This window comes from Brevundimonas vesicularis (assembly GCF_014204545.1).
In the GTDB taxonomy this organism is placed as follows: Bacteria; Pseudomonadota; Alphaproteobacteria; order Caulobacterales; family Caulobacteraceae; genus Brevundimonas; species Brevundimonas vesicularis_B.
On record NZ_JACHLJ010000001.1, the window covers coordinates 644,869 to 669,618 of the forward strand.

The 24,750-nt window shown below is 66.0% G+C and carries 25 protein-coding genes; 14 read left to right on the plus strand and 11 right to left on the minus strand.

From position 1 onward, the window contains the following. Positions 1-57: 57 nt before the first annotated feature. From HNP47_RS03235 to HNP47_RS03245, 3 genes are all read right to left on the minus strand, one after another. On the minus strand, positions 58-243 hold the full coding sequence (locus HNP47_RS03235; protein WP_184278314.1) for a DUF6898 family protein: 186 nt from the start codon (positions 241-243) through the stop codon (positions 58-60). Further along, on the minus strand, positions 240-1,466 hold the full coding sequence (gene hemA, locus HNP47_RS03240; protein WP_017503921.1) for a 5-aminolevulinate synthase: 1,227 nt from the start codon (positions 1,464-1,466) through the stop codon (positions 240-242). Before hemA ends, HNP47_RS03235 begins: the two co-directional genes overlap by 4 nt. 131 nt (positions 1,467-1,597) lie before the next feature. Then, a complete protein-coding gene (locus tag HNP47_RS03245; RefSeq protein WP_260394573.1) occupies positions 1,598-2,434 on the minus strand; it encodes a class I SAM-dependent methyltransferase in 837 nt (278 codons plus the stop codon). A gap of 148 nt (positions 2,435-2,582) precedes the next feature. Between HNP47_RS03245 and hemB the strand changes: the two genes are divergently transcribed. Beyond that, the gene (hemB, locus tag HNP47_RS03250; RefSeq protein ID WP_184278316.1) at positions 2,583-3,581 is read left to right on the plus strand and encodes a porphobilinogen synthase; all 999 of its coding nucleotides are present in this window, start codon (positions 2,583-2,585) and stop codon (positions 3,579-3,581) included. Further along, positions 3,581-4,072, plus strand: coding sequence for a GNAT family N-acetyltransferase (locus HNP47_RS03255; protein ID WP_184278317.1), 492 nt, complete (start codon positions 3,581-3,583; stop codon positions 4,070-4,072). The genes hemB and HNP47_RS03255 overlap by 1 nt, the downstream gene beginning before the upstream one ends. A 3-nt stretch (positions 4,073-4,075) precedes the next feature. Here HNP47_RS03255 and HNP47_RS03260 read toward each other — a convergent pair whose 3' ends face one another. Next, positions 4,076-4,936 carry an NAD(P)-dependent oxidoreductase gene (locus HNP47_RS03260; RefSeq protein ID WP_184278318.1) on the minus strand — a complete coding sequence of 287 codons (861 nt, stop codon included), beginning with the start codon at positions 4,934-4,936 and terminating at the stop codon, positions 4,076-4,078. A 116-nt stretch (positions 4,937-5,052) separates the two neighbouring features. Here HNP47_RS03260 and HNP47_RS03265 point away from each other — a divergent pair, with 116 nt between their 5' ends. The 5 genes from HNP47_RS03265 to HNP47_RS03285 all read left to right on the plus strand — a co-directional run bounded on the left by HNP47_RS03265 (position 5,053) and on the right by HNP47_RS03285 (position 9,623). Next, positions 5,053-5,943, plus strand: coding sequence for a flagellar motor protein MotB (locus HNP47_RS03265; protein WP_184278319.1), 891 nt, complete (start codon positions 5,053-5,055; stop codon positions 5,941-5,943). 114 nt (positions 5,944-6,057) lie between these two features. Beyond that, the gene (locus HNP47_RS03270; RefSeq protein WP_184278320.1) at positions 6,058-6,795 is read left to right on the plus strand and encodes an arginyltransferase; all 738 of its coding nucleotides are present in this window, start codon (positions 6,058-6,060) and stop codon (positions 6,793-6,795) included. Positions 6,796-6,870: 75 nt separating this feature from the next. Continuing rightward, a complete protein-coding gene (gene yaaA, locus HNP47_RS03275; RefSeq protein ID WP_184278321.1) occupies positions 6,871-7,641 on the plus strand; it encodes a peroxide stress protein YaaA in 771 nt (256 codons plus the stop codon). 53 nt (positions 7,642-7,694) lie between these two features. After that, positions 7,695-8,537 carry a 3-hydroxybutyrate dehydrogenase gene (locus HNP47_RS03280; RefSeq protein WP_184278322.1) on the plus strand — a complete coding sequence of 281 codons (843 nt, stop codon included), beginning with the start codon at positions 7,695-7,697 and terminating at the stop codon, positions 8,535-8,537. 18 nt (positions 8,538-8,555) lie between these two features. Further along, on the plus strand, positions 8,556-9,623 hold the full coding sequence (locus HNP47_RS03285) for a patatin-like phospholipase family protein (protein WP_184278323.1): 1,068 nt from the start codon (positions 8,556-8,558) through the stop codon (positions 9,621-9,623). On the opposite strand, the gene HNP47_RS03290 is transcribed toward HNP47_RS03285, so the two are convergent. Beyond that, on the minus strand, positions 9,620-10,537 hold the full coding sequence (locus HNP47_RS03290) for an L-threonylcarbamoyladenylate synthase (protein ID WP_184278324.1): 918 nt from the start codon (positions 10,535-10,537) through the stop codon (positions 9,620-9,622). The genes HNP47_RS03285 and HNP47_RS03290 overlap by 4 nt on opposite strands. Beyond that, entirely contained in the window at positions 10,534-11,085 is a 552-nt protein-coding gene (locus tag HNP47_RS03295) for a cytochrome b (RefSeq protein ID WP_137721589.1), read from the minus strand. Before HNP47_RS03295 ends, HNP47_RS03290 begins: the two co-directional genes overlap by 4 nt. A 134-nt stretch (positions 11,086-11,219) precedes the next feature. Here HNP47_RS03295 and HNP47_RS03300 point away from each other — a divergent pair, with 134 nt between their 5' ends. The 5 genes from HNP47_RS03300 (at position 11,220) to HNP47_RS03320 (ending at position 17,654) form a co-directional block, all read left to right on the plus strand. Beyond that, complete coding sequence (locus tag HNP47_RS03300; RefSeq protein WP_184278325.1) at positions 11,220-13,004, plus strand: acyl-CoA dehydrogenase; 1,785 nt, start codon at positions 11,220-11,222, stop codon at positions 13,002-13,004. A gap of 79 nt (positions 13,005-13,083) precedes the next feature. Further along, positions 13,084-15,303 (plus strand): S9 family peptidase, encoded by a 2,220-nt coding sequence (locus HNP47_RS03305; RefSeq protein WP_184278326.1) that lies wholly within the window; start codon positions 13,084-13,086, stop codon positions 15,301-15,303. Positions 15,304-15,308: 5 nt separating this feature from the next. After that, complete coding sequence (locus HNP47_RS03310) at positions 15,309-15,866, plus strand: GNAT family N-acetyltransferase (protein ID WP_184279087.1); 558 nt, start codon at positions 15,309-15,311, stop codon at positions 15,864-15,866. Between the two features lie 45 nt (positions 15,867-15,911). Then, on the plus strand, positions 15,912-16,244 hold the full coding sequence (locus HNP47_RS03315) for a hypothetical protein (RefSeq protein ID WP_221414900.1): 333 nt from the start codon (positions 15,912-15,914) through the stop codon (positions 16,242-16,244). A 57-nt stretch (positions 16,245-16,301) separates the two neighbouring features. Then, entirely contained in the window at positions 16,302-17,654 is a 1,353-nt protein-coding gene (locus tag HNP47_RS03320) for a hypothetical protein (RefSeq protein WP_184278328.1), read from the plus strand. A gap of 1 nt (position 17,655) precedes the next feature. On the opposite strand, the gene HNP47_RS03325 is transcribed toward HNP47_RS03320, so the two are convergent. The 4 genes from HNP47_RS03325 to tpiA all read right to left on the minus strand — a co-directional run bounded on the left by HNP47_RS03325 (position 17,656) and on the right by tpiA (position 20,942). After that, positions 17,656-17,820, minus strand: a complete 165-nt coding sequence (locus HNP47_RS03325) for a hypothetical protein (protein ID WP_184278329.1) — start codon at positions 17,818-17,820, stop codon at positions 17,656-17,658. Between the two features lie 98 nt (positions 17,821-17,918). Beyond that, positions 17,919-19,571 carry a CTP synthase gene (locus HNP47_RS03330; RefSeq protein WP_184278330.1) on the minus strand — a complete coding sequence of 551 codons (1,653 nt, stop codon included), beginning with the start codon at positions 19,569-19,571 and terminating at the stop codon, positions 17,919-17,921. A 122-nt stretch (positions 19,572-19,693) separates the two neighbouring features. Continuing rightward, positions 19,694-20,125, minus strand: coding sequence for a preprotein translocase subunit SecG (secG, locus tag HNP47_RS03335; protein ID WP_017503940.1), 432 nt, complete (start codon positions 20,123-20,125; stop codon positions 19,694-19,696). A gap of 64 nt (positions 20,126-20,189) precedes the next feature. Then, positions 20,190-20,942: a triose-phosphate isomerase gene (gene tpiA, locus HNP47_RS03340; protein WP_184278331.1), complete on the minus strand. Its 753-nt coding sequence runs from the start codon at positions 20,940-20,942 to the stop codon at positions 20,190-20,192. Between the two features lie 140 nt (positions 20,943-21,082). On the opposite strand from tpiA, the gene HNP47_RS03345 reads away from it, so the two are divergent. After that, positions 21,083-22,990, plus strand: a complete 1,908-nt coding sequence (locus tag HNP47_RS03345) for a peptidylprolyl isomerase (protein WP_184278332.1) — start codon at positions 21,083-21,085, stop codon at positions 22,988-22,990. After that, positions 22,987-24,504: an anthranilate synthase component I gene (gene trpE / locus HNP47_RS03350; protein WP_184278333.1), complete on the plus strand. Its 1,518-nt coding sequence runs from the start codon at positions 22,987-22,989 to the stop codon at positions 24,502-24,504. The genes HNP47_RS03345 and trpE overlap by 4 nt, the downstream gene beginning before the upstream one ends. Here trpE and HNP47_RS03355 read toward each other — a convergent pair. Beyond that, a complete protein-coding gene (locus HNP47_RS03355; RefSeq protein WP_174085151.1) occupies positions 24,501-24,704 on the minus strand; it encodes a peptidoglycan-binding protein in 204 nt (67 codons plus the stop codon). The genes trpE and HNP47_RS03355 overlap by 4 nt on opposite strands. Between the last annotated feature and the right edge of the window lie 46 nt (positions 24,705-24,750).

The following is a 24,750-nucleotide window of genomic DNA, read 5'->3' on the forward strand; positions in this document are numbered from 1 at the left end:
GGAAATCAGAAGCTGGCCTATCTATCCCCAGCCGCGCACGACCACAACATCTAGTGGTCAGCCTTTGCCCAGAGCCCGCCTCAACTTGGCGATCGCCACCCGTTCGACGGACTTCGGCTCATTGACCGGCCCCATGGCGCTGACCTCCCGGCCCGTCGCAACGTGGATGGCCGCGCATTTGAGGTAGGGGCCGTTGCGGGTGAATTCGACGATGACCTCTCCGAGGCCGTCGTCCGTCGTCATGCGGCGACGGGTCGGCGCGCCACGTTACAGTGGGCGAACAGCTTGTCCATCGCCTGGACCAGATGATCCATCATGGCGTCGGTGTGGTTCGGCGAGGGCGTGAAGCGCAGGCGCTCGGTCCCCTTGGGCACGGTCGGATAGTTGATCGGCTGAACATAGACGCCGTACTCGTCCAGCAGCATGTCCGAGATCATCTTGCAGTGGACAGGATCGCCGACGTGCACCGGCACGATATGGCTCTCGCTTTCCATCACGGGAATGCCGGCGGCGGCGAAGCGGGCCTTCAGCGTCGCGGCGCGTTCCTGATGCTGGACGCGCAGTTCGGGGTGGGCTTTCAAGTGACGCACCGAGGCCAAGGCGCCGGCGGTCAGGGCCGGCGGCAGCGAGGTGGTGAAGATGAAGCCCGAGGCCCAGCTGCGCACCGCATCGATGATCATGGCGTCGGCGGCGATATAGCCACCCATCACGCCGATCGCCTTGCCCAGTGTGCATTCGATGATGTCGATCTGGTCCAGCACGCCGTCGCGCTCGGCGACGCCCGCGCCGGTTTCACCATACAGGCCGACCGCATGGACCTCGTCCAGATAGGTCAGGGCGCCGTATTTCTTGGCGAGCGCAATAGTGCCAGCCAGATCGGCGATGTCGCCGTCCATCGAATAGACGCTCTCGAACGCGATCAGCTTGGGCGCATCGGCCGGCGCCGCCGCCAGCAGGGCCTCCAGATGCGCCAGATCGTTGTGCATGAAGACGTGACGCTCGCCGCCGCCGTGGCGGATGCCGGCGATCATCGAGGCATGGTTCAGCGAATCGGAGAAGGTGATCAGGCCCGGAAGGATCTTCTGCAGGGTCGACAGCGTCGCCTCGTTGCCGACATAGCCCGAGGTGAACAGCAGGGCTGCTTCCTTCTGGTGCCAGTGGGCCAGCTCGGCTTCGAGATCCACGGCGGAGCGGGTCGTACCGGAGATGTTGCGCGTTCCGCCCGCGCCGGCGCCTACCGCATCGATCTCACTATGCATGGCGTCCAGCACGACGGGGTGCTGGCCCATGCCGAGATAGTCGTTGGAGCACCAGATGACGACGTCCTGTTCGGAGCCATCCTCGCGGCGACGCACGGCCTGCGGAAACTGACCGCGCACGCGCTTCAGATCGGCGAAGACGCGATAGCGTCCTTCGCTGCGAACCTGCTCCACCGAGCTATTAAAGGCGGCCTTATAGTCGAACAAACTACGCGTTCTTTCGCTTATGGCGATGTCTTTGCGTTGTTTGCTCTCCCGAAGCGGGCTTGTCCATGTCCGCCGCATGGACAAAACGCCCCAAACCCTTAATTGATAACGGTTCTCAGTATCGAGATCGATCAGCCCGGCTTGCGGAAGCGATAGACGAACTGGTCCGTCTTGCCGCGGATCTTCTCGTCGAAGACGTTCAGGCTGTGGTCGTCTGCGGGATTGGCGACGGCCTGGCTCTCACCCTCGAAGACAAAGCCGGCCGCTTCGACCTCGCGCTTCAGATAGTCGCCTTCGATGCGGTGCAGGGTCTGAACCGCCGAGATGCCCGTGCCGGGCGCGGCTTCATGGTCGATCAAAATGTAGCGGCCGCCGGGCTTCAGCGCCGCGAACACCGCCGCGTTCATCTTGGCCACGTCGGTGTTGAAGCCGGGGATGTGGAAGTCGTGATATTCCTGGCTCATGAAGATCATGTCCAGCGGCTCGGCGTAGGTCATCGAGTCCAGCAGGCCGTTGACCCGCGTCACGTTCGAATAGGCTGCGACAAGTGCATCGGCCCCGGCGTTCTCGCGCGCCATCGTCCGCTCAGGTACGAAGGCGTAGACGCGGCCGGTCGGGCCGACCACGTCGGAGAACAGACGCGTAAAATAGCCGGCGCCGGGGCGAATGTCGGCGACCTTGTCGCCCGGCTCGAGTTGGGCGAAGGCGAGAATCTCGGCCGGATGGCGCAGCGGATCACGCGCGACCTCTTCTGCCGGACGCTTGGGATCGGCGACGGCGTCACGATATAGTTGGGACTGACCGACAACTCTGTCCGCTTCCGCAAATGCTGCATTTGCCGCTTCATCAGCAGTGATCGCAGGAGTAACGACAGTCCGTTCCCCGCCGTCGGAAGACACGATAATGCAGGCCGAAAGGCCCGTCGCCAGAGCCAGAACCGCCGCGCCGGCCGCCAATCGCTTGATCATCGTCATCTCCCAGGATTTTCGGCGATAGGCTCGCATTTCGCCGATCCGCGCAAGCCGTCATCACGCACGAAACGATCCGACGCATCACGCGATTTGCGCACCGGTCGTTGCGGCGCTAGTCCGACGCTGGATTGTCCAAGGTCTCGCCATGCTTCCCTATCAGCCCGCCCCCTTCCCGCTTGCCCGTCCGCGCCGCCTGCGGTCCAGCCCGTGGGTGCGGCGGCTGGTGGCGGAAACGACCCTGACGCCGGCCGATCTGATCTGGCCGTTGATCGTCCATGACGGCGCCGAGGATCGCGTCCCGGTCGCCTCCATGCCCGGCGTGTTTCGGCTTTCGCCCAAGGCGGCGGCGGCGGCGGCGGTCGAGGCGCGCGACCTCGGCATTCCGATGGTGGCCCTGTTTCCTAATGTCGACGGCGCGATCAAGGATGCGGTCGGCACCGGCGCGACCGACCCCGACGGCCTGATTCCCGACTGCATCAAGGCCATCAAGGACGCCGCGCCCGAGATCGGCGTCATGACCGACGTCGCCCTGGACTGCTACACCGACCACGGCCACGACGGGGTGATGGAGGGCGACCGGATCGCCAACGACGCCTCGCTGGACCGTCTGGCCGAACAGGCCTTCATCCACGCCCATGCCGGCGCCGATGTCGTGGCCCCGTCGGACATGATGGACGGCCGCATCCAGGCGGTGCGTGAGGCGCTGGAGGCCAACGGGTTTCAGGACACGCTGATCCTGTCCTACGCCGCCAAGTTCGCCTCGGCCTTCTACGGTCCCTATCGCGACGCCGTGGGCTCCTCGGCGATGCTGAAGGGCGACAAGAAGACCTATCAGATGGATTACGCCAACTCCGACGAGGCGCTGAAGGAGGTGGCGATGGACCTGTCGGAAGGCGCCGATGCGGTGATGGTCAAGCCGGGCATGCCCTATCTGGATATCGTCCGGCGCGTGTCCGAGACCTTCCGCGTACCCACCTTCGCCTATCAGGTGTCGGGCGAATATTCGATGATGCAGGCGTCCATCGCCAATGGCTGGCTGGACCGGGACCGTGCGATCCTTGAAACCCTGCACGGGTTCAAGCGCGCGGGTTGCGCGGGCGTGCTGACCTATTTCGCACCGCAGGCCGCACGGCTGCTGGGCTGATGGGCGTGGAGATCCGGCCGATCACGGAGGCCGACTGGCCGGGCCTGTGGCCGATCATCGAAACCGTCACCCGCGCGGGCGAGACCTATACCTATCCGCTGGACATGACGGAGGCGCAGGCGCGCGCCATGTGGACCCCGCCGCCGCCCGGCGGAACCTTGGTTGCGGTTGAGAATGGCCAGGTGTTGGGCGCCGCCAAGATCATTCCGAACCAGCAGGGAAACGGCGCCCACGTCGCCAACGGCAGCTTCATGGTGGCGCCCGAAGCGCGCGGGCGCGGCGTGGCCCGCGGTTTGGGCGAAGCCGCGCTGGGTTTTGCGCGGGATGCGGGCTTCCGGTCCATGCAGTTCAACGCCGTGGTCGAAACCAATACCGTCGCCGTGGCGCTGTGGAAGAAGCTGGGCTTCGAGATCGTGGGCACGGTTCCCGAGGCCTTCAATCACCCGACGCACGGACCGGTCGGCCTGCACGTCATGCACCGCCGGCTTTAGGCGTCAGTCGCGAGGTCGCAGTCGCGCCGCCAGGCTGGAGGTGTCCCAGCGGTTTCCGCCCATGGCCTGAACCTCGGCGTAGAACTGGTCGACAAGGGCCGTCAGAGACAGGCGCGCGCCGTTTGCGCGCGCCTCGTCCAGCACCAGCCCCAGGTCCTTGCGCATCCAGTCCACGGCGAAGCCGAAGTCGAAATCGCCCTTGGCCGCCGTCTTCCAGCGATTGTCCATCTGCCAGCTTTGCGCCGCGCCCTTGGACACGGCCTCATAGGCGGCGTCGGTGTCCAGTCCCGCGACCTGAGCGAAGTGGACGGCCTCGGCCAAGCCCTGGACGACGCCGGCGATGGCGATCTGGTTGACCATCTTGGTCAGCTGGCCCGAGCCGGCCGGTCCCATATGTTTGATCGCCTTGGAATAGGCCTTCACCACGGGCTCGACCTTCGCCAGGGCGGCGGCATCCCCGCCGGCCATGACGCTGAGCTGTCCGTTCTCGGCGCCCGCCTGGCCGCCCGACACCGGCGCGTCGATGAACGACCGCCCCTGCCCGTTCGCCAGTTCGGCCATTTCGCGCGCCACCTTGGCCGAGGTCGTGGTGTGATCGACGATCACGGCGGCCTTCGACAGATGCGGCAAGGCCTCGGTCACCACGGCCCGCACGTCCTCGTCATTGCCGACGCACAGGATGAACAGGTCGACGCCCTGCGCCGCCTCAGTCACCGTCGCCGCCGCCTTGCCGCCCGTCGTCGCCGCCCAAGCCTCTGCTTTTGTGACAGTCCGATTGAAGCCGGTCACATCATGGCCCGCCTCGACCAGATGACGGGCCATCGGGGCGCCCATGACGCCCAGGCCGGCGAATGCGATCTTCATGACAGGCTCCTTGATCCTGCCGTCGGACTAGGCCGCGCCGCGTCGAGGTTCAAGGTCAACGCCCGGTTAACCTTGGCCAGCCCACAATGGGACACCATTCGTCGGGGTGCGCGTCCATGTCCGTGAGCGATCGTCCGATCCTCATCAAGAAGGTCAAGAAGGTCTCCGGCGGAGGCCACCACGGCGGTGCGTGGAAGGTGGCCTATGCGGACTTCGTGACCGCCATGATGGCCTTCTTCCTGCTGATGTGGCTGATCAACACGACCGACCCGGAGCAAAAGCGCGGCATCGCCGAATATTTCGCACCCGCCAGCGTGTCCGAGACGACGTCGGGTTCGGGCGGCATTCTGGGCGGCACATCGCTGGGCGACCATGGCGTCAAGAGCACCGGCTCGCAGTCCGTGCTTGAAGAACTGGCGCCCGAGGCGCCCGCGACCGATCAGACGGGCTCCAGCCTGTCGTCCGCCAGCGACGCGGCTCTCCAGGCCGAGATCCAGAAGCGTGAGGCCGCCGAGTTCGCCAGCGCGGCCGAATCGCTGCGTCAGGCCATGCAGTCGATGCCGGAGCTGGCCGAACTGTCGAAACAGCTGATCGTGGACCAGACGCCCGAGGGGCTGCGCATACAGCTGGTCGATCAGGAAGGCCGGTCGATGTTCGACAACAACTCGGCCCGCCCCAACGCCCGCGCCCAGGTGCTGCTGCGCGCCGTGGCCAAGGTGATCAACCAGTTGCCGAACCGCATCTCCATCACCGGACACACCAGCGCGGCGCCCGGCTCCAGCCGCGCCAGCGCCCCTGCGGACTGGACCCTGTCGTCCGAGCGCGCCAACGGCTCGCGTCTGGTGCTGCAAGGTTCGGGCGTCGATCCCGACCGGGTCTATTCGGTGGCGGGCAAGGCGGGGTCAGACCCGCTCTATCCGGACGATCCGACCCTGGCCGGCAACCGCCGCATCGCCATCGTGCTGTTGCGCGAGGCGCCGGTCCTGCCGTCGGACACCTCGCTGTGACCCGGCTCGGCTGCAACGCGAACACGCTTGCAGCCGGAACACGGATGACGCCAAATCGCGCGATGAGCGTTGTGTCGTCGCAATATTGGCAAGATCGGATGCGGACCTGAGGCCGTGACCCAGCACGTACCGACCCGACAGCTTCGCTTCTTCATGACCTCGGTCGCGCCCTGCCCCTATCTGCCGGGCAAGACGGAGCGGAAGGTCTTCGCCAACCTGCCCTTTTCGGACGGCGCGCACGTCAATGACGAACTGACGCTGGCCGGTTTTCGCCGCAGCCAGAACATCGCCTATCGCCCGGCCTGCGAGGCGTGCGACGCCTGTGTCTCGGTACGGCTGCCGGTGCCGGAGTTCACGTTCAGCCGTTCGCAGCGCAAGGTTCTGGCCCGCAACGCCGACCTGTCGCGCGATCTGGTCGAGGCGGAGGCGACGACCGAACAGTTCCAGCTTCTGCGCCGCTACCTGACCACGCGCCATCCGACCGGCGGCATGAGCGACATGGGCTGGCTGGATTACGTCGCTATGGTCGAGGACACGGCCGTGCGCACCCATCTGATCGAATACCGCCTGCCCTCGACCGACGGCGGGCCGGGCGATCTGGTCGCCGTAACCCTGACGGACCTGCTGAAAGACGGGCTGTCGATGGTCTACAGCTTCTATGATCCGACGATGGAGCGGCGCAGCCTGGGGCGGTTCGCCATCCTGGATCATGTGCGCCAGGCCGCCATCGTCGGTCTGCCGTTCGTCTATCTCGGCTATTGGGTCCAAGGCTCGGCCAAGATGGACTACAAGGCCGACTTCCGCCCGATGGAAACCCTCGGCAAGCTAGGCTGGTCGCGCCGCGACGCCTGAGACGCCCTTCGCCGCAGCCGGTTCAAATCGTCATCGAAGCATCCTATGTGGGCGGCGACATTACGGAGCCGCGTCTTGCTGATTGTTCTTTCCCCGGCCAAGCGCCTCGATTTCACCGAAGCCGATGCGGCTATTCCGGGCACAGATCGGCGGTTCCTCGAAGACACCGCCAGCCTGTCCAAGACCGCCAAGCGCCAGACCAAGGCGGACCTGCGTCGGCTGATGGGGATTTCGGACGATCTCGCGACCCTAAACGCCGCAAGGTTCAAGGCTTTCGATCCTGAATCGACCGAGGGCGTTCAGGCCGCCTTCGCCTTTGCCGGCGATGTGTATGAGGGCTTGCGGGCGCGTGAACTGGACGCCGACGCCCTGGCGTTCGCGCAGGATCACTTGCGCATTCTGTCCGGCTTTTATGGGCTGCTGCGTCCATTGGACCGGATCCAGCCCTATCGCCTGGAGATGGGCACGCGGCTGAAGACGCGTCGCGGGGCCAGCCTGTACGACTTCTGGGGCGACCGGATTTCCAAACAGTTGAACGAGGATGCCGAAGGCCAGTCGGATCCGACGCTGGTGAACCTAGCCAGCCAGGAATATTTCGGGGCCGTTGATGCAAAGGCTCTGAAACTGCCTGTCGTCACGCCCCAGTTCCGGGAAGAGAAGAACGGCGAGAGCCGCATCATATCCTTCTTCGCCAAGAAGGCGCGCGGGGCCATGGCGCGGTTCGCGATCGACGAGCGCGTGGAACGGGTCGCGGACCTGAAGGCTTTCGACCGGGACGGTTATGCGTTCGACAAGGCCGCCTCGACCGACGCCGAGTGGATATTCATCAGATCGGGAAATTCTTGATCCCGACATCGACCTCCCGCTAATCTCGCCAAAACAAACGAAGGGGCGGATTCATGTCGCAAGAGCCTAAGGACTCCACGGGCGCTGACGGTCGGGCGGCACGCGGTATCGGCGATCTGAAAGGGCAGGTTGCGGTCATCACGGGCTCGACCTCCGGCATCGGGCTGGCTCTGGCGCGGGCCGTGGCGGCAGGCGGCGGCGACGTCGTGCTGAACGGCCTGGGCGAGCCGGCGGAGATCGAGCGCACCCGCGCCGATCTGGAGGCCTCATCCGGCGTTCGCGTCCTCTATCATCCGGCGGACATGACGCGCGGTGACGAAATCGCCGACATGATCGCCTTCGCTGAACGCGAACTGGGACGCCTGGACATTCTGGTCAACAACGCCGGCATCCAGCACGTCGAATGCGTCGAGAACTTCCCCACCGAACAGTGGGAGAAGATCATCGCCATCAACCTGTCCTCGGCCTTCTACGCCACGCGCGCGGCGATCCCGATCATGAAGGCGCAGGGGCGCGGCCGGATCATCAACATGGCCTCAGCGCACGGTCTGGTGGCCAGTCCGTTCAAGTCCGCCTATGTCGCGGCAAAGCACGGCGTCATCGGCTTCACCAAGACCGCAGCGCTGGAACTGGCGCGCGACAACATCACCTGCAACGCCATTTGCCCCGGCTTTGTCGAGACGCCGATCGTGACCAAACAGATCGCGGATCAGGCGCGCACGAGAAATATGACCGAGGAGCAGGTGCTGACGGACGTGATCCTGGCGGCTCAGCCGACAAAGCGGTTCGTCACGACAGATGAGTTGACCGGCATCTTCCTCTATCTGGTCAGCGACCTCGGCGCCTCGGCCAACGGGGCCAGCTTCTCCATCGACGGCGGCTGGACCGCGCAGTAGCTAAGGAAGGCGGCGGTCATGGCGATTTTTAAGCGCAAGACCGCCGAGGCGGCGGGCTCCGTTCCCGCCTCTCCCGCCCGACGTCCCATCTGCCTTGCACTTCAGGGCGGCGGCGCACACGGCGCCTTCCAATGGGGCGTGCTGGATCGTCTGTTGGAAGACGATCGGCTTGATATTCGCGCGGTGTCCGGCGTCTCAGCGGGAGCGATGAACGGCGCGGCCCTGGTGTCTGGGCTTGCATCGGGCGATGGCCGCGCGGCGTTGGACAAGCTCTGGCGAGAGATCAACCAGTCCGGCGGTCGCAACGTTTTCGGCGACAGCGCGATCTGGAATGCTGCGCGAACGCCCGACTGGATCAAGGACAACCCATTCTGGCGTGCGGGCGAGACGCTGGCGATGTCGATGAGCCCGTATGAATTCAATCCACTGAACCATAATCCTCTGAAACGGGTTTTGCAGGCCTCGGTCGATTTCGGCGCCGTCCAGGCCTCGGACATCCGGCTGTTCGTCGCCGCCACTGCCGTGCGCCAGGCGAAAGCGCGCATCTTCCAGACGCACGAAATCAACGCGGATGTCCTGATGGCGTCGGCGTGCCTGCCCCATCTGTTTCAAGCCGTGGAGATCGACGGGGAGCCCTATTGGGACGGCGGCTATCTGACCAATCCGCCGCTGTGGCCGTTGACCGGAGACGACACGCCGGACGACGTGGTGCTGATTACACTCAATCCGATGGTGCGCGACGAGACGCCGAAAAGCGCAGGCGACATTGTCGATCGGCTGAACGAGATCGTCTTCAACGCGCCGCTGGTCGCCGAACTGCGCGCCATCGCCCTGGCGGGTGAACTGATCGAACATGGGCAGCTGAAAGGCGGCGGCGCCGGACCTTATCGGCACGTCCGATTGCACGCGATCGAGGCGGACGGCTGGCTCTCGGACCTGTCGCTGCGATCCAAGTTCAACACCGAATGGGGTTTCCTCAACGACATGAAGGCGCGGGGACGTGCGGCCGCCGACGATTGGTTGAATGCTTGCCTGGTCAGCGTCGGACGCCAGTCCAGCGTCGATCTTCAGGCCCGCTTCGGCTAGCCGACGAAGCCTGCGGCGCGGCGCAGACGGTCGTTGATGGCTTCACCCAGTCCCGTCGTCGGAATCGGCGACACGGCGATACCCGTCGGCCGTGTGCGGTCGGCCTCGCGCAGCAGTCGGAACAGATTGGCGGCGGCTTCGCGCAGGTCGCCCGACGGGCTGAGGCTCCAGCGCGGCTCACCGGCGTCAGGGCCAAAGCCGAGCAGGATCTCGCCGTCACCCGCCTGCTCCGCCTCGATCCGAACCGGAGCATCCGGCGCATAATGCAGGGTCAGTCGCCCGGGCGAACGATGCCCCTCGATGCCCTCTTCAATCGGACCGACGACCGCCTCTACCTCGGACCGGGTGATGGCCCCTGGACGCAGCAAGGCGACCCGTCCCCCCAGCACCGACACGACCGTGCTTTCCAGACCGACCTGGCAAGGCCCGCCATCGACAGCCGCTGAGACGGCAAAGCCTGTCTCTTCGACAGCATCTGTGAAGGTCGTCGGGCTCGGTCGGCCGGAACGATTGGCCGAGGGGGCCACGACCGGGCCGCCGAACGCCGCCAACACTTCCCTCGCCACCGGATGCGCCGGAACGCGGATCGCGACGCTGTCCAGTCCGGCGCGCGCCAAGTCGCAGACGCGTCGGTTATCCAGGATTGGCGTGATCAGGGTGAAGGGTCCGGGCCAGAAGGCGTCCGCTAAGGCAAGTCCGAGCGGGCCGAGCTCGCCAATCTTGGCCGCCGCATCGACATCCACGACATGCGAAATCAGCGGATTGAACTTCGGCCGCCCTTTCGCGGCGAAGATGGCGGCGACCGCCTCAGCATTGCTCGCGTCGGCGCCCAGTCCGTAAACGGTCTCGGTCGGCAGCAGGATCAGATCGCCGTTCGCCAGCGCCTGAGCGGCTTGCAGCGGCGTTTGGCTCACGGTCGGCGCGGGATGATCGGGATCATCCGGTGCAGCACATTGTCCCGATCGATGAACTGATGCTTCAGCGCCGCGATCACATGCAGGGCAATCAAGACGTAGAGGCCCTTCACCGCCAGTTCGTGCAGCCCCATCAGGCTGCGCGCCGTTTCGCGCCCGCCGCCGACGGGCAGCAGGGGCCAGGAGAAGAGGCCGAACCACTCGATCGCGCGTCCGCCCGCCGATGATGCGAGCCAACCGGTCATCGGAATGACGATCAGAGCCAGATAGAACAGAACGTGCGTCGCGCGCGCCGCCACCTTCTGCCAGCGCGGCAAGGCCGACGGCAAAGGGATCGCCGGATGCGCCAAGCGCCATCCGATCCGCGCAAGGGTCAGCACCAGGATCGTCAGACCCAGCGACTTGTGCAGCATGACGAACTGGCCCGAAATCGGCCCTTCTGTATTCTCATGCGCCGTGATCAGCAGCACCTGCGCCAGAACGGCGGCGGCGATGCCCCAATGCATCAGCAGGGAAACGACCGAATATCGATTGCGGGGCTCGCCCATGTCTTCCCTTCCGCGACGGCACGGCGTCACCATGCATTCAGCCACTTTGCACTGAGACGGGGCGCGTCGCCAAGACGCTTGCAGCGACAGGCCCCGACGCGGCACTTAGGCCGCAAAGACGATTGAGGAAACCCATGACCTATCGCGCGCCCGTTCGAGACCTGGCCTTCACTCTGGAATCCGTCGCCGGCATGGCCGACGTGGCCGCAACCGGCGCCTTTCCCGACTATGACGCCGACGTCGCCGGCGCCGTTCTGGAGGCGGCGGGGCAATTCTCCGAAGAGGTGCTGGCCCCGCTAAACCGGCTTGGGGACCAGAAGGGCTCGACCTACGCCAACGGCGCCGTCACCGCCGCGCCCGGCTTCGCCGACGCCTATCGCCAGTTCGCGGCCGGCGGCTGGACCGGGCTGTCGGCTTCGACCGAAGCGGGCGGACAGGCCCTGCCCAAGGCGCTGGAACTGGCGGCATATGAGACCGTCCATGCCGCCAACATGGCGTTCGGCCTGTGTCCCATGCTGTCGCTGGCCTCGATCGAGGCGCTGGAGCAGGTCGGAACGGAAGAGCAGAAGGCCAAATATCTGACCAAGCTGGTCAGCGGCGAATGGACCGGCGCCATGGTGCTGACCGAGCCGGGCGCCGGATCGGACCTGGGTTCGCTGATCACCACGGCGACGCCGAACGGCGATGGGACCTATGCGCTGAACGGGCAGAAGATCTACATCACCTGGGGCGACCACGACGCGACCGACAATATCGTGCATCTGGTGCTGGCCCGCCTGCCGGACGCGCCCAAGGGGCCCAAGGGCATCAGCCTGTTCCTGGCGTCGAAGTTCGCGGTCAAGGAAGACGGCACGCTGGGCGATCGCAACGCCTTCCGCCCCGTCGGCGTCGAGCACAAGCTGGGCATCCACGCCTCGCCAACCTGCGTCATGAGCTATGAAGGGGCGACCGCGGAGTTGGTCGGTCAGCCGAACCAGGGCCTGGCCCATATGTTCGTGATGATGAACGCGGCGCGCCTGGCCGTCGGCGTCGAGGGCGTCGGCATCGCCGAACGCGCCTATCAGCACGCCCTCGGCTATGCCTTGGACCGCCGTCAAGGTCGTTCGGTCTGGACCGGAGAGGCCAACGCCCCCATCTTTGACCATCCCGACGTGCGCCGCATGCTCAGCGTCATGAAGGCCAAGATTTCGGCGGCGCGCGCCGTGTGCCTGTCGACCGGCGTCGCCGCTGATCTGGCCCGTCACGCCGGCACCGAAGAGGAACGCCGTCGCTGGAAGGGACGCGAAGATCTGTTCACGCCGATCGCTAAGGCCTGGTCCACCGATATCGGCTGCGAGGTCGCCTCGATGGGCGTCCAGATCCACGGCGGCATGGGCTTCATCGAGGAGACCGGCGCGGCGCAATACTATCGCGACGCTCGTATCGCCCCGATCTACGAAGGCACCAACGGCATCCAGGCGATGGACTTGGTCGGCCGCAAGCTGTCGATGGACGGCGGCGATGCAGCCAAGGCGCTGATTGCGGACATGAAGGCGACGCTGGGCGATCTCGGAAAGCTCTACAGCGGCAAGCCCGTCGAACGGTTCGCCACCGCCATAGAGGCCGTCGAGGACGCGACCCTGTGGCTGCTGGATCAGAAGGCCGATCCGAATGCGGCGGCCGATGTGTTGGCGGCGGCCGACGCCTATCTGAAACTGCTGGGTGATGTAGCCGGCGGCTGGATGCTGGCCAAGGGCGCGCTTGCCGCCAAGGCGAAGCTGGACGCCAACGAGGGCGATCCGGTGTGGCTGCAGGGCAAGCTGGACCTCTACGAAGTCTATGCCGCCAATGTGCTGGGCCACGTCTCCAGCCGTCTTGCGGCCGTGGGCCAGGGCGGCGACCTGCTGCGGCGCATGACGGTGGACGCGCTGGCCGGATGATCGGCTTGGCGTTTCTTCGTTTGACGTAGATGGGGCCGGACCTTCAAGGTCCGCCCCTCAAACAAGCAGGGAGCGTCCGATGAATCGTCGGCAACTGATCATCTCCACGGCGGCGACCGCCCTCGCCGTCTCGGCCTCCCCCGCGCTCGCCCGTCAGTCCACCGGATCCCCCATGCCTCAGCCGCCCGTCGCCAAGAAAATCCCTGTCGTCATCGAACAACTGGGCCGCACCCGGACCGACGACTATCAGTGGATGAAGGACGACAATTGGCAGGCGGTCCTGCGCGATCCGACCCTGATCAAGGCCGAGGTCAAGGAACACCTGACCGCCGAGAACGCCTACCGCGAGGCCATGATGGCCTCCACCCTGCCCTTGCAGGAGACGATGTTTGCGGAGATGCGCGGCCGCATCAAGGAAGACGACAGCTCGGTTCCGGCGCCGGACGGCGGCTGGAACTACTATGTCGAATATCAGACCGGCGATCAGCACCCCCGCTACATGCGCGTCGAGCGTCAGGGCACCTGGATGGTGGATGGTCAGCCGGTGACGAAGAATTTCGTCATGGCTCCCACGCCTCAGCTGCTGCTGGACGCCAACGAGCTGGCCAAGGGCAAGGCCTATTCGGAAGTGTCGGCCGCGAGCCACAGCCCGGATCACACCCTGTTCGCCTATGCCGAGGACGCCCAGGGTTCCGAGGTCCACAAGATTTACGTCAAGGATCTGGCGACCGGCGAGGTGCTGCCCGAGGTGATCGACAGCGCCACCGGCGACTTCGTCTTTTCGCCTGACAGCCAGTGGATCTTCTGGACTAACCGCGACGACAACGGCCGCCCGGACAAGATCTTCCGTCGTCCGGCGCGCGGCGGCGAGACCACCCTGGTCTATGAGGAAGCCGACGACGGCATGTTCATTGGCGTGGGCCGCACGGCCGACGACCAGTTCATCGTGGTCGGCATCCAGAACCAGGAAACGTCGGAGGCGCGCTACATTCCCGCCGCCACGCCGACGGCCGAACCGGTCGTGCTGGAGCCGCGCGTGGTGGCGACCCGCTACGACGTCGATCACTGGGGCGACCGCTGGGTGATCCGCACCAATGCGGACGACGCCATCGACTTCAAGATCGTCCAGGCCCCGACGGCGACGCCGTCAAAGGCGAACTGGACCGACCTCGTCCCCCACACGCCCGGTCGCTTCATCGAAGGCCTGGACCTGACGAACGCCCACCTGGCGCGCCAAGAACGCGCCGACGCCAACACCCGGATCATCATCCGCGATCGGGCCGGCGCCGAGCATGAGATCGCGGTCGACGAACCCGCCTTCGCCCTGTCGCTGGCCGGCGCATCCGAGTTTGAGACGACGACCACCCGCTACGCCTACAACTCGCCGTCCACGCCGACCCAGACCTTCGACTACGACATGGCGACGCGCGAGCGGACTCTGCGTAAGACCCAGCAAATTCCGTCCGGTCACAACATCGAAGACTATGTGGTCGAACGGGTGAACGCGCCGGCTTCGGACGGCCAGTTGGTGCCGGTGACGGTGCTGCGTCGCAAATCGACGCCGGTCGATGGCTCGGCGCCCCTGCTGCTCTACGGATACGGCTCCTACGGCATCCCCATGCCGGCCAGTTTCTCGACCAACCGGCTGTCGCTGGTGGATCGCGGCTGGATTTACGCCATCGCCCACATTCGCGGGGGCTCCGACAAGGGCTGGGGCTGGTTCCGGGATGCCCGGAAGATGACGAAGAAGAACACTTTCACCGACTTCATCGCCTCCGCCGAACACCTGATCGACAAGAAGTACGCCGCGGCCGGCAACATCGTGGCGCAGGGCGGATCGGCGGGCGGTCTGCTGATGGGGGCTGTCAACAATATGCGGCCCGACCTTTGGGCCGGGATCATCGGTCAGGTGCCGTTCGTGGACGTGATCAACACTATGAGCGACACCTCTCTGCCGCTGACGCCGCCCGAATGGCCCGAGTGGGGCAACCCGATCGAGGATCCGGCCGCCTACGACTATATGATGAGCTACAGCCCCTACGATCAGGTCGAGCCGAAAGCCTATCCAGCAGTCCTGGCGACGGGCGGTCTGTCCGATCCGCGCGTCACCTACTGGGAGCCGGAGAAGTGGGTGGCCAAACTTCGGTCCGCCACCACCTCGGGCAAGCCCGTGCTGCTGAAGATCAACATGGAGGCCGGTCACGGGGGCGCGGCCGGGCGGTTCGATTATCTGAAGGAAGTCGCCCACGACTACGCCTTCGCGGTCTGGGCCATCGACAAAGGCTGGGAGCACGCGTGAGCGCGCTGACGGTTCGCGACGCCCGTCCCGGCGACATTGCGGCGATCACGGCCATCTATGCCGAAAGCGTCGCCAACGGACGCGGCACCTTCGAACTGGAGGCGCCCGACGAGACCGAGATGGCGTCGCGTCTGGCCGCCGTCGCGGCCTTCGGCCTGCCGCGACTGGTGGTCGAGATCGACGGCGCGGTCGCCGGGTACGCCTATGCCGGGCCTTTCCGCACCCGTCAGGCCTATCGCTACATGGTCGAAGACTCCATCTACGTCGCGCCTTGGGCCAGGAGCCGCGGCGTCGCCGGCGCCCTGCTCGATGCGCTGATCGTCCGATGCGAAACGATGGGTCTTCGTCAGATGGTCGCGGTCATCGGCGATTCAGAGAACGTCGGCTCAATTGCCCTGCACCGCACGCGGGGCTTCACCGACTCCGGCGTGTTCAAGGCGGCCGGCTGGAAGCACGACGACTGGCGCGACGTGGTGTTCATGCAGAGGGTGCTGGGCGATGGCGGCGCGACAGCGCCAGACGCGGCGGGTCTGCCGCTTGTCGACAAGAAGCCGCCGCGCTGACGCATTGCGGCGTGATCACCCGACGCCTATCCTGACGCCGTGAAGATGGTTCAATCCCTGTTGTTGCTGATCGGCGCCCTCTCGGTGCTGGCGCTCGGCGCGGTCGGCGCCTCGGCGTCGCCGGCGACCGCCGCGCCTTGCCATCAGACGGGCCATGAGACAGGCCAGTCTTCGCCTGACCAGACCCCAAACCATGCGCCCAAGGTCATGAAGGCGATGATCTGCTGCGTCGCCTGCGTTGCGACGCCCACGCTGGATCCTGCCCCGATGTCCGGTCCGACCCTTTCGCCGTCGCGCATCGCCGCAGTTCCGGCCGCCTTGCCAGTCGGGCAACGGCTGTCGCCCGAACCTGGACCGCCCCGCCTCCTGATCGTCTGACACACCTCGCGCCCCTCGCAGGGCGTATTCCGTCATGATCATCAGAGGAGGCCTTGAATGGCTATCCGTACTCTCGTCGGCGCCTGCGCCGGCGTTTCCCTGCTCGCCCTGGCTGAGGCCGCGGCGGCGCAGGATCACTCGCACCACGCGTCGACCAAGCCCACTGCCGATCCGCACGCAGGTCACGACATGCCCATGTCATCCGCCGAACCGATGACCGATCACGCCAGCATGGGTCACACGATGACCAGCCCGTATGGCCCTTGGCCCATGAGCCGCGACGCCTCCGGCACCGGCTGGCAACCCGACGCGGGCGAACACGGGGGCATCCACACCGTCCGTGGCGACTTAATGGTGATGACCCACGCCATGCTGAACCTGGTCTATGACAGCCAGTCTGGGCCGCGCGGCGGCGACAAGACCTTCGTCGCCGGCATGTTGATGACCTCGGCGCGGCGTGACTTCGACGACGGTTCGAAACTGAACCTGCGCGCGATGCTCAGCCCCGATCCACTTATGGGCAAATCCGGCTATCCGCTGCTTCTGGCGGCGGGAGAGACGGCGGACGGCGTCAATCCGCTGGTCGATCGCCAGCACCCGCACGACCTCTTCATGGAGCTGTCAGCCAGCTATTCGAAACGCCTGTCCGACAAGGACAGCGTTTACGGCTATATCGGCCTGCCCGGCGAGCCCGCCTTCGGCCCGCCCGCCTTCATGCACCGCATGAGCGCGATGGACAGTCCCGAGGCGCCGATCACCCATCACTGGCTGGATTCGACCCACATCGTTTTCGGTGTGACCACCCTGGGCTGGGCGCACGACCGCTTCAAGATCGAGACCTCGGCCTTCAAGGGACGCGAACCGGATGAGGAGCGCTGGGGCATCGATTCGCCACGGCTGAACAGTTGGTCGGTCCGCGCCGCCTGGAATCCGAGCGACGAATGGTCGCTGCAGGTGTCCTACGCCGATGTCTCTGCGCCGGAGCAGTTGGAACCCGACAAGGACGAGACGAAATGGTCGGCTAGCGCCATCCACACCCGCCGTCTGGGCGATGACGGCTGGTGGTCCTCGACCCTGGCCTGGGCTCGCAAGACCAACGACCACGGCGAATCGAAGGACGGCTGGTTGCTGGAATCGGCGATCCATCCAAACGACCGCTGGACGGTCTTCGCCCGCGCCGAGCGAATCGAGACGGATGAACTGGTTCCCGGCGTCGGCGGCGGCCATGGCCCGCTCTATACGGTGGGCAAGGCGTCGGTCGGTACGGTCCGCGACTGGCGGATCGCCGAACACGTCCGGTTCGGCCTCGGCGGTCTCTATGCCATGAATCGCGTGCCGACGGCGTTAGAGCCTCTGTACGGCGGCGATCCCGACGGGGCGATGCTCTTCGTGCGGCTGAAGATCGATTAATCTAGCTCAAGGCCTGCCCGGCTTCGGCCGGGCGGGCCGGCGGCTGGTCCAGAAGCCGCAGCGCTTCATAGCCGACCAGGATCACGCCGAGCACGAGCATCAGCGCTCCGGCGATCAGCACCAGGCGCACGTGCCGGTGCAGGTGATAAAGCAACTCGCCGATCATCGACGGTCCCGCCGCATTCGGATCGTGCCAATTCGATCCGTTCCGGACAGTCTACTGCAAAACGCGGACCTGATGGAGTCCGTCAGAACCGCGTTCCGTCAGACCAGGCGGCTTTGCACCACCGCCGCGCCGATGAAGCTGGCGAACAGAGGGTGCGGCGCGAACGGACGGCTCTTCAGCTCGGGGTGATACTGAACGCCGATGAACCAGGGATGGTCCGGGCGTTCGACGGTTTCGGGCAGGACGCCGTCAGGCGACAGACCGGCGAAGACCAAACCGCCTTTCTGCTCGATCGCCTCGCGATAGTTGATGTTGACCTCGTAGCGGTGTCGGTGACGCTCGCTGATCGCGGTCGAGCCGTAGATCTCTGCGATCTTGGACCCGGCTGTCAGAGTCGAATCATAGGCGCCGAGACGCATGGTGCCGCCCAGGTCGCCGCCCTGCTGACGCAGCACGCGTTGATTGCCTTGGGTCCATTCGGTCATCAGACCGACGACCGGCTCGGCGGTCGGGCCGAACTCGGTGGACGAGGCCTTGGGATAGCCGGCCAGGTTCCGCGCCGCCTCAATCACTGCCATCTGCATGCCGAAGCAGATCCCGAAATAGGGGATGTTGCGCTCACGGGCGAAGCGGGCCGCCTCGATCTTGCCTTCCGAGCCGCGCTCGCCAAAGCCGCCCGGCACCAGAACGGCGTGGGCGCCCTGAAGCCGCACCTCGCACGCCTCGGGATCGCCCTCGAAGGTGTCGGCCTCGACCCAGTCGATGTTGACCTTGACGTTGTTGGCCACGCCGCCGTGATGAAGCGCCTCGATCAGCGACTTGTAGGCGTCCTTCAGCACGGTGTATTTTCCGACCACGGCGATGGTGACTTCGCCATCGGGCTGCAGGCGGCGACGCGCGATTTCCTGCCAGCCGCTCAGATCCGGCTCAGGCGCGTCGTTGATGCCGAAGTGCGCCAGGACCTCGCGGTCCAGACCCTCGCGGTGATAGTCCAGCGGCACGGCATAGATGTCGGCGGAGTCCATCGCCTGGATGACGCCGCTTTCGCGCACGTTGCAGAACTGGCCGATCTTGCGCTTTTCCTCGGCCGGGATCGGCTGCTCGCAGCGGCACAGCAGGATGTCCGGCTGAATGCCGATGGAGCGCAGTTCCTTGACCGAGTGTTGGGTCGGCTTGGTCTTCATCTCGCCGGCCGTCTTGATAAACGGCAGCAGCGTTAGATGGACGAAGCAGCTCTGGCCGCGCGGCAGGTCCTGCCCTAGCTGCCGGATCGCCTCGAAGAACGGCAGGCCCTCGATGTCGCCGACCGTGCCGCCGATCTCGACCAGAACGAAATCGACGTCTTCGCCCGCGTCCGTCAGGGCGGGCGTCAGGCAGAAGGATTTGATCTGGTCGGTCACGTGCGGAATGACCTGGACGGTGGCGCCCAGATAGTCGCCGCGACGCTCCTTCTCCAGAATGGTCGAATAGATGCGGCCGGTCGTGATGTTGTCGGACTTGGCCGCCGACACGCCGGTGAACCGCTCGTAGTGGCCCAGGTCCAGGTCGGTCTCGGCGCCGTCGTCGGTCACGAAGACCTCGCCGTGCTGATACGGGCTCATCGTGCCCGGATCGACGTTCAGATAAGGGTCGAGCTTGCGCAGGCGGACCTTGTAGCCGCGCGCCTGCAAAAGAGCGCCGAGAGCGGCGGAGGCGAGGCCTTTTCCTAGCGAGGAAACCACGCCGCCGGTGATGAACACATAGCGAGCCATGGGGGGACACCTTACTCCATGATTCGCGGCTCGGTCATGCCGCCGTCGAATCGAACTGTTGATCAAAAGAAGAAAGCGCGCCCTGCGGCGCGCTTTCGGAAACTCGGGTCTTTGTCTGAGCCTTACTGAGCGGGCTGTTGGGCCGGCGCCGGAGCGGTGGAGGCCGACGGCAGGCTGGCTTCCAGATCATCCAGCGAGGGCGTCGCCGGTTTGGCCGGCGCAGCGGGCTGTTGCTGGGCGGGCTGCTGCGTCTGGGTCTGCGGCGTCGTGGCCAACGAACCCACAGCGTCGGCGTCGATGCCCGAGACCGAGGCGCGGTCCATATTGCCGACGACCGTCAGAATGATGGTCAGGGCGAACAGCGCTGCCGCCAGCCACCAGGTGGTGACGGTCAGAAGATTGCCAGCGCCGCGTGCGGTCATGAAGCCCGACGGACCGCCGCCCATGCCCAGGGCGCCGCCCTCGGACTTCTGAAGCAGGACGATGCCCGTCAGCGCGATGGCGACGATGATGATGGCGACGAGCAGGATGGTCTGGAGCATGGCGTCATTCATGTGGGCGCGGATCTGCGCCGATCAAGCGGCGGCCTCTATCATCGAAGCGCGCCAGGGGCAAACGTCACGCGGCGGCGTTGACGATCGGCATGAAGTCCTCGGCCTTCAAGGACGCGCCGCCGACCAGGGCGCCGCCGACGTCCGGCGTGGCCAGAATATCCCGCGCATTCTCCGGTTTGACCGAACCGCCGTACAGAATGGGAGCCGTTCGAGCGCCTTCTCCCAGCTTTGCAACGATGGCGGCGCGGACGGCGGCATGGACCTCGGCGATCTGATCCAGCGTCGGGGTCAAGCCCGTCCCGATGGCCCAGACGGGTTCGTAGGCCACCGCAAAGTCGCGCTCGGCCAGGCTGGACGGCAGCGAGCCCGCGACCTGGCCCGACACCACGGCGATGGCGTCGCCCGCTTCCCGCTGCTGTAAGGTTTCCCCCACGCACACGATGGGCTCCAGCCCTGCGGCGACGGCGGCCTCGACCTTGTTGGCGACGTCCGCATCGGTCTCGCCGAACGCCGCGCGGCGCTCGGAATGCCCCAGAATCACGACTGTCGCGCCGGCGTCGACCAGCATCTCGGCCGACACCGAGCCGGTGAAGGCCCCTGCGGGCTTCTCATGGCAATCCTGACCGCCCACGGCCACGCCGCCGCCCGCCAGGGCGGACCGCATACGCTCGATCAGCGTCGCCGGCGGGCACAATACAACACGGCATCCCTGCCCCGTCGTTCCGACGGCGTCCCTGATCGCCTCAGCCTGCGCCAAGGCGGCCGAGACGCCGTTCATCTTCCAATTGCCGACGATCATCTTCACGGATTGTTTCATGGCCGCCTGTCTAGAAGGCGAAAACCGCCAAGCCAAGAGGCGTCGCCGCAATCCGGACACGAAGCCATCCTTGCAGCGGCGGCCCCGCCCCGACTATACGCGACGATTGACGCCAATATCGGCCAGTCCCGGGTTTTCGAATGCTCACCGCCTTCCGCGCCTTCTCTCGATCCAAATGGGCGGCCGCCCTGCTTGTCCTGATCGCAATCAGCTTCGTGATCGTCGGCGCGCGTATGGACGTCTTTTCCAACCTGGGACCGAAACACGTCATCGATGCGGGCGACCGCTCAATGAACGAAGTCGAGTTCCGCACCGCCTTCGATCAGGTGCGTGAACGTCTGCAGCAGCAGGTCGGCCGTCCCCTGACCAACCAGGAGCTGGTTGCGGAAAACATCCACGTTCGCTTCCTGACCGAGCAGACGCAGCAGTTGGGCTTCCTGAACTGGGCCTATAAGGCAGGTATCCGCCCGGGCAAGGAACTGATCGTCAAGCAGATCCGCCAGATCCCGGCCTTCTTCAACTCGGTCACCGGACAGTTCGACCAGCAGGCCTATGAGGCTGCTCTGGCGCAGCAGAACCTGACGCCCGCCATGCTGGAGCAGGACCTGCGCGACCAATACGCGACGGAGCATTTCGGCGCCGCCGTCTTCGCCGGCGCGCGCGTGCCGCGCATCTATGGCGCGCTGCTGGCCGGTTCCGCCTTCGAAAGCCGCGACGGTCGTTGGTTCGAGGTGACCCCGGCGATGGCTGGCCAGGTCCCCGCCCCGACCGACGCCCAGTTGAACGCCTTCATCCAGGAGAACGCCGACCGCCTGCGCGCGCCCGAGTTCCGCATGGTGTCGGTGGTTCTGTTCACACCTGAGGCTTCGGCCAATGCGCCGATCTCGGAAGACCGTATCCGCGAGCGCTTCGAGTTCAAGAAGGACACGCTGAGCAAGCCCGAGACGCGCTCGTTCGTCACCCTGACTGCGCCCAACCGCGAGACGGCCCAGAAGATCGCCGCCGCCCTGCGCGCGGGCCAATCGCCCGCCGACGTCGGCCGCGCCAACAACATCACGCCGGCCGCCTTCAACGAAACCCCCCGCTCGGCCATCGGCGACGCCGCAACCGCAGCCGCCGTCTTCGGCCTGCAAGCCAATCAGGTGTCCAACCCGGTCCAGGCCGGTGTCGGCTTCGCGGTCGCCAAGGTCACGGCCGTTCAACCCGCCGCGCCCGCCACGCTGGACAGCGCTCGTGAGGAACTGATCCAGGAACTGCGCGCCGAGGACGTGAAGACCCAGACCTACGCCAAGGTCGAGAAGTACGAAGCCGCCCGCACCGCCGGCAAGAACTTGGCTGACGCGGCGCGTGAAGCCGGCGGTCGGGTTGTTGACCTGCCGCCCTTCACCAAGGACGGCAAGCTGCCGAACGGTCAGGCGCTTAACGCGCCGCCGCAAATCTTCGAGACAGCCTGGAGCCTGACCAAGGGCGGCGAAAGCGACGTCATCGACGCCGGTCAGGGCCAGTATTTCGCCGTGCGCGTCAACGACATCCGCCCGTCAGCGCTGCCGACCCTGGCAGAGGTGCGTGAGCCCCTGGCCGCCCAATGGATCCAGCGGGAGACCATGCGACGGCTGTCGGCCAAGGCCGAAGAGCTGACGACCCGCGTGCGCAATGGCGAGGACATCGCCGCTGTCGCCCGCTCGGTCAATGCGCCGCTGACCGTGCGCACCGGAGTCATCCGCAATCAGCAGACCCAGGAAGCCCTCGGTCAGGGCGTGCTCCAGGGCCTGTTCGGCCAGTCCAAGGGCCAGGCCTTCTCGCAGCCGGCGTCGCAGACCGCCTATGTGGTCGGCCGCGTCGACAACGTTCGCGCAGCCAATCCGGCCGTAGCCGGACCGCTGGCCGAGCAGGTCCGTCCGCGCCTGACCCAGGAGTTGGTGCAGGCCATGGTCGAATCGTCGGTCTCGGCGGGCGCCCAGCGCTCCAAGGCCAAGAACGACCCGGCCCAGGCGCTGTCGGCCCTGGGTCTGTCGGGTGGCGCAACGCCCGCCGCACCGGCGCAATGACCGACGACGCTTCGCGCGACCTCACGTTTGACGCCTTCGCCGCCGGCCTTTCGGCCGGTCGGCCGCAGGTCGTGGTTCGGCGGGTCATCGACGACCTGGAAACCCCGGTCTCGGCCTACCTGAAGCTGGGACGCGACCGCCCGTACGCCTGTCTGCTGGAATCGGTTGAGGGTGGCGCGGTCAAGGGGCGCTATTCCATCCTCACGCTGGATCCTGATGTGGTCTGGCGTTGTCGATCCAACGCGGCGGAACTTTCGCGCGGCTCAGCCATAGGCGAAGGTCGATTCACGGCCGAACCCTTGCCGGCGCTGAAATCCCTGCGCGCGCTGATAGCGGCGTCGAAGTTCGATCTGCCCGAAGGACTCCCGCCGATGGCCGCCGGCCTGTTCGGCGTCTTCGGCTACGACATGGTGCGACTGCTGGAGCCGCTGGGTGCGCCAAACCCTGATCCGCTCGATCTGCCTGACGCCGTGCTGACGCGGCCGTCGCTGGTGGCCATCTTCGATTCGGTCCGCCACGAGATCGTTCTGGTATCCGCCGCCTATCCCGACGCCGGCATCGCTTTCGAAGAGGCGTTCGACGCCGCGACGGCGCGGCTGGACGCGTTCGAGACGGCCTTGCGCCAACCCTTGCCCGTTCGCGCCGCTCCGCAGCAAACGCCGGCTCCCGTCTTCACCTCGCCGGTTGACGAGCCAGCCTTCGGCGAGATGGTCGCCAGGGCCAAGGACTACATTGGCGCCGGCGACATCTTCCAGGTCGTGCTCAGCCACCGCTTTTCGGCGCCTTGGACGGACGATCCCTTCGCCTTTTATCGCTCGCTGCGTCGCCAGAATCCGTCGCCCTATCTGTTCTATCTGAACTTCGAAGGCTTCCAACTCGCCGGCTCCAGCCCCGAGATCCTGGTTCGGCTGAAGGACGGCGAGGTCACGATCCGGCCGCTGGCCGGCACCCGCATGCGTGGCGCGACGCCAGAGGCGGACAAGGCGCTGGAAGTCGAACTGCTGGCTGATCCGAAAGAGCTGGCCGAGCATCTGATGCTGCTGGACCTTGGCCGCAACGATGTGGGCCGCGTCGCGGCGCCCGGCACGGTCGAGGTCACCGAGAGCTTCGTCGTCGAACGCTACAGCCAGGTCATGCACATCGTCTCGAACGTGCGCGGCAGGGCCGATCCCAGGCTGGATGCGGTGGACACGCTGCTGGCCGCCCTGCCCGCCGGGACCCTTTCCGGCGCGCCCAAGGTGCGCGCGATGGAGATCATCGACGAACTGGAAAGCGAAAAGCGCGGCGTCGGTTACGGCGGCGGCGTCGGCTATATTTCAGCCGGCGGCGAGGCGGACATCTGCATCACCCTGCGCACCGCCCTGTTCGCCGACAACCAGATCTTCGTTCAGGCCGGGGCGGGCGTGGTCGCCGACAGCGACCCTGCGGCCGAATATGCCGAGACCCAGCATAAGGCGCGCGCGCCGATGCGGGCAGCGGAAGACGCCTGGCGCTTTAGAGCCGGCAATCGCTAGCGCGAAATCGTCATTACCGGGTCGTTGAACTGCACGCCCGGCCCGATGATGACGACGCCCGCCATCAAAACCGCCGCAGTCGCTGCGAGCGCGGCTGCGCCAAGCGCGGCGACGGGGTTGGGCTTGGTTTCGACCACGACCAGCTTCGCCTTTGCAGCGGCGATCTTGGCGGCGATGTCTTTTTCAGCGGCGAGTTTCACCGGCCCAGTCCTAGTCCCGTCGAGTTAAAATGCGCTTTAAGGCCGC

Excerpts from the sequence above, each read along its gene's own strand:
- HNP47_RS03235 (WP_184278314.1), bottom strand. The coding sequence starts at position 243 with ATGACGACGGACGACGGCCTCGGAGAGGTCATCGTCGAATTCACCCGC.
- HNP47_RS03245 (WP_260394573.1), bottom strand. The coding sequence starts at position 2,434 with ATGATCAAGCGATTGGCGGCCGGCGCGGCGGTTCTGGCTCTGGCGACG.
- hemB (WP_184278316.1), top strand. The coding sequence starts at position 2,583 with ATGCTTCCCTATCAGCCCGCCCCCTTCCCGCTTGCCCGTCCGCGCCGC.
- HNP47_RS03255 (WP_184278317.1), top strand. The coding sequence starts at position 3,581 with ATGGGCGTGGAGATCCGGCCGATCACGGAGGCCGACTGGCCGGGCCTG.
- HNP47_RS03260 (WP_184278318.1), bottom strand. The coding sequence starts at position 4,936 with ATGAAGATCGCATTCGCCGGCCTGGGCGTCATGGGCGCCCCGATGGCC.
- HNP47_RS03265 (WP_184278319.1), top strand. The coding sequence starts at position 5,053 with ATGTCCGTGAGCGATCGTCCGATCCTCATCAAGAAGGTCAAGAAGGTC.
- HNP47_RS03280 (WP_184278322.1), top strand. The coding sequence starts at position 7,695 with ATGTCGCAAGAGCCTAAGGACTCCACGGGCGCTGACGGTCGGGCGGCA.
- HNP47_RS03285 (WP_184278323.1), top strand. The coding sequence starts at position 8,556 with ATGGCGATTTTTAAGCGCAAGACCGCCGAGGCGGCGGGCTCCGTTCCC.
- HNP47_RS03295 (WP_137721589.1), bottom strand. The coding sequence starts at position 11,085 with ATGGGCGAGCCCCGCAATCGATATTCGGTCGTTTCCCTGCTGATGCAT.
- HNP47_RS03300 (WP_184278325.1), top strand. The coding sequence starts at position 11,220 with ATGACCTATCGCGCGCCCGTTCGAGACCTGGCCTTCACTCTGGAATCC.
- HNP47_RS03305 (WP_184278326.1), top strand. The coding sequence starts at position 13,084 with ATGAATCGTCGGCAACTGATCATCTCCACGGCGGCGACCGCCCTCGCC.
- HNP47_RS03315 (WP_221414900.1), top strand. The coding sequence starts at position 15,912 with ATGGTTCAATCCCTGTTGTTGCTGATCGGCGCCCTCTCGGTGCTGGCG.
- HNP47_RS03320 (WP_184278328.1), top strand. The coding sequence starts at position 16,302 with ATGGCTATCCGTACTCTCGTCGGCGCCTGCGCCGGCGTTTCCCTGCTC.
- HNP47_RS03325 (WP_184278329.1), bottom strand. The coding sequence starts at position 17,820 with ATGATCGGCGAGTTGCTTTATCACCTGCACCGGCACGTGCGCCTGGTG.
- HNP47_RS03330 (WP_184278330.1), bottom strand. The coding sequence starts at position 19,571 with ATGGCTCGCTATGTGTTCATCACCGGCGGCGTGGTTTCCTCGCTAGGA.
- secG (WP_017503940.1), bottom strand. The coding sequence starts at position 20,125 with ATGAATGACGCCATGCTCCAGACCATCCTGCTCGTCGCCATCATCATC.
- tpiA (WP_184278331.1), bottom strand. The coding sequence starts at position 20,942 with ATGAAACAATCCGTGAAGATGATCGTCGGCAATTGGAAGATGAACGGC.
- HNP47_RS03345 (WP_184278332.1), top strand. The coding sequence starts at position 21,083 with ATGCTCACCGCCTTCCGCGCCTTCTCTCGATCCAAATGGGCGGCCGCC.
- trpE (WP_184278333.1), top strand. The coding sequence starts at position 22,987 with ATGACCGACGACGCTTCGCGCGACCTCACGTTTGACGCCTTCGCCGCC.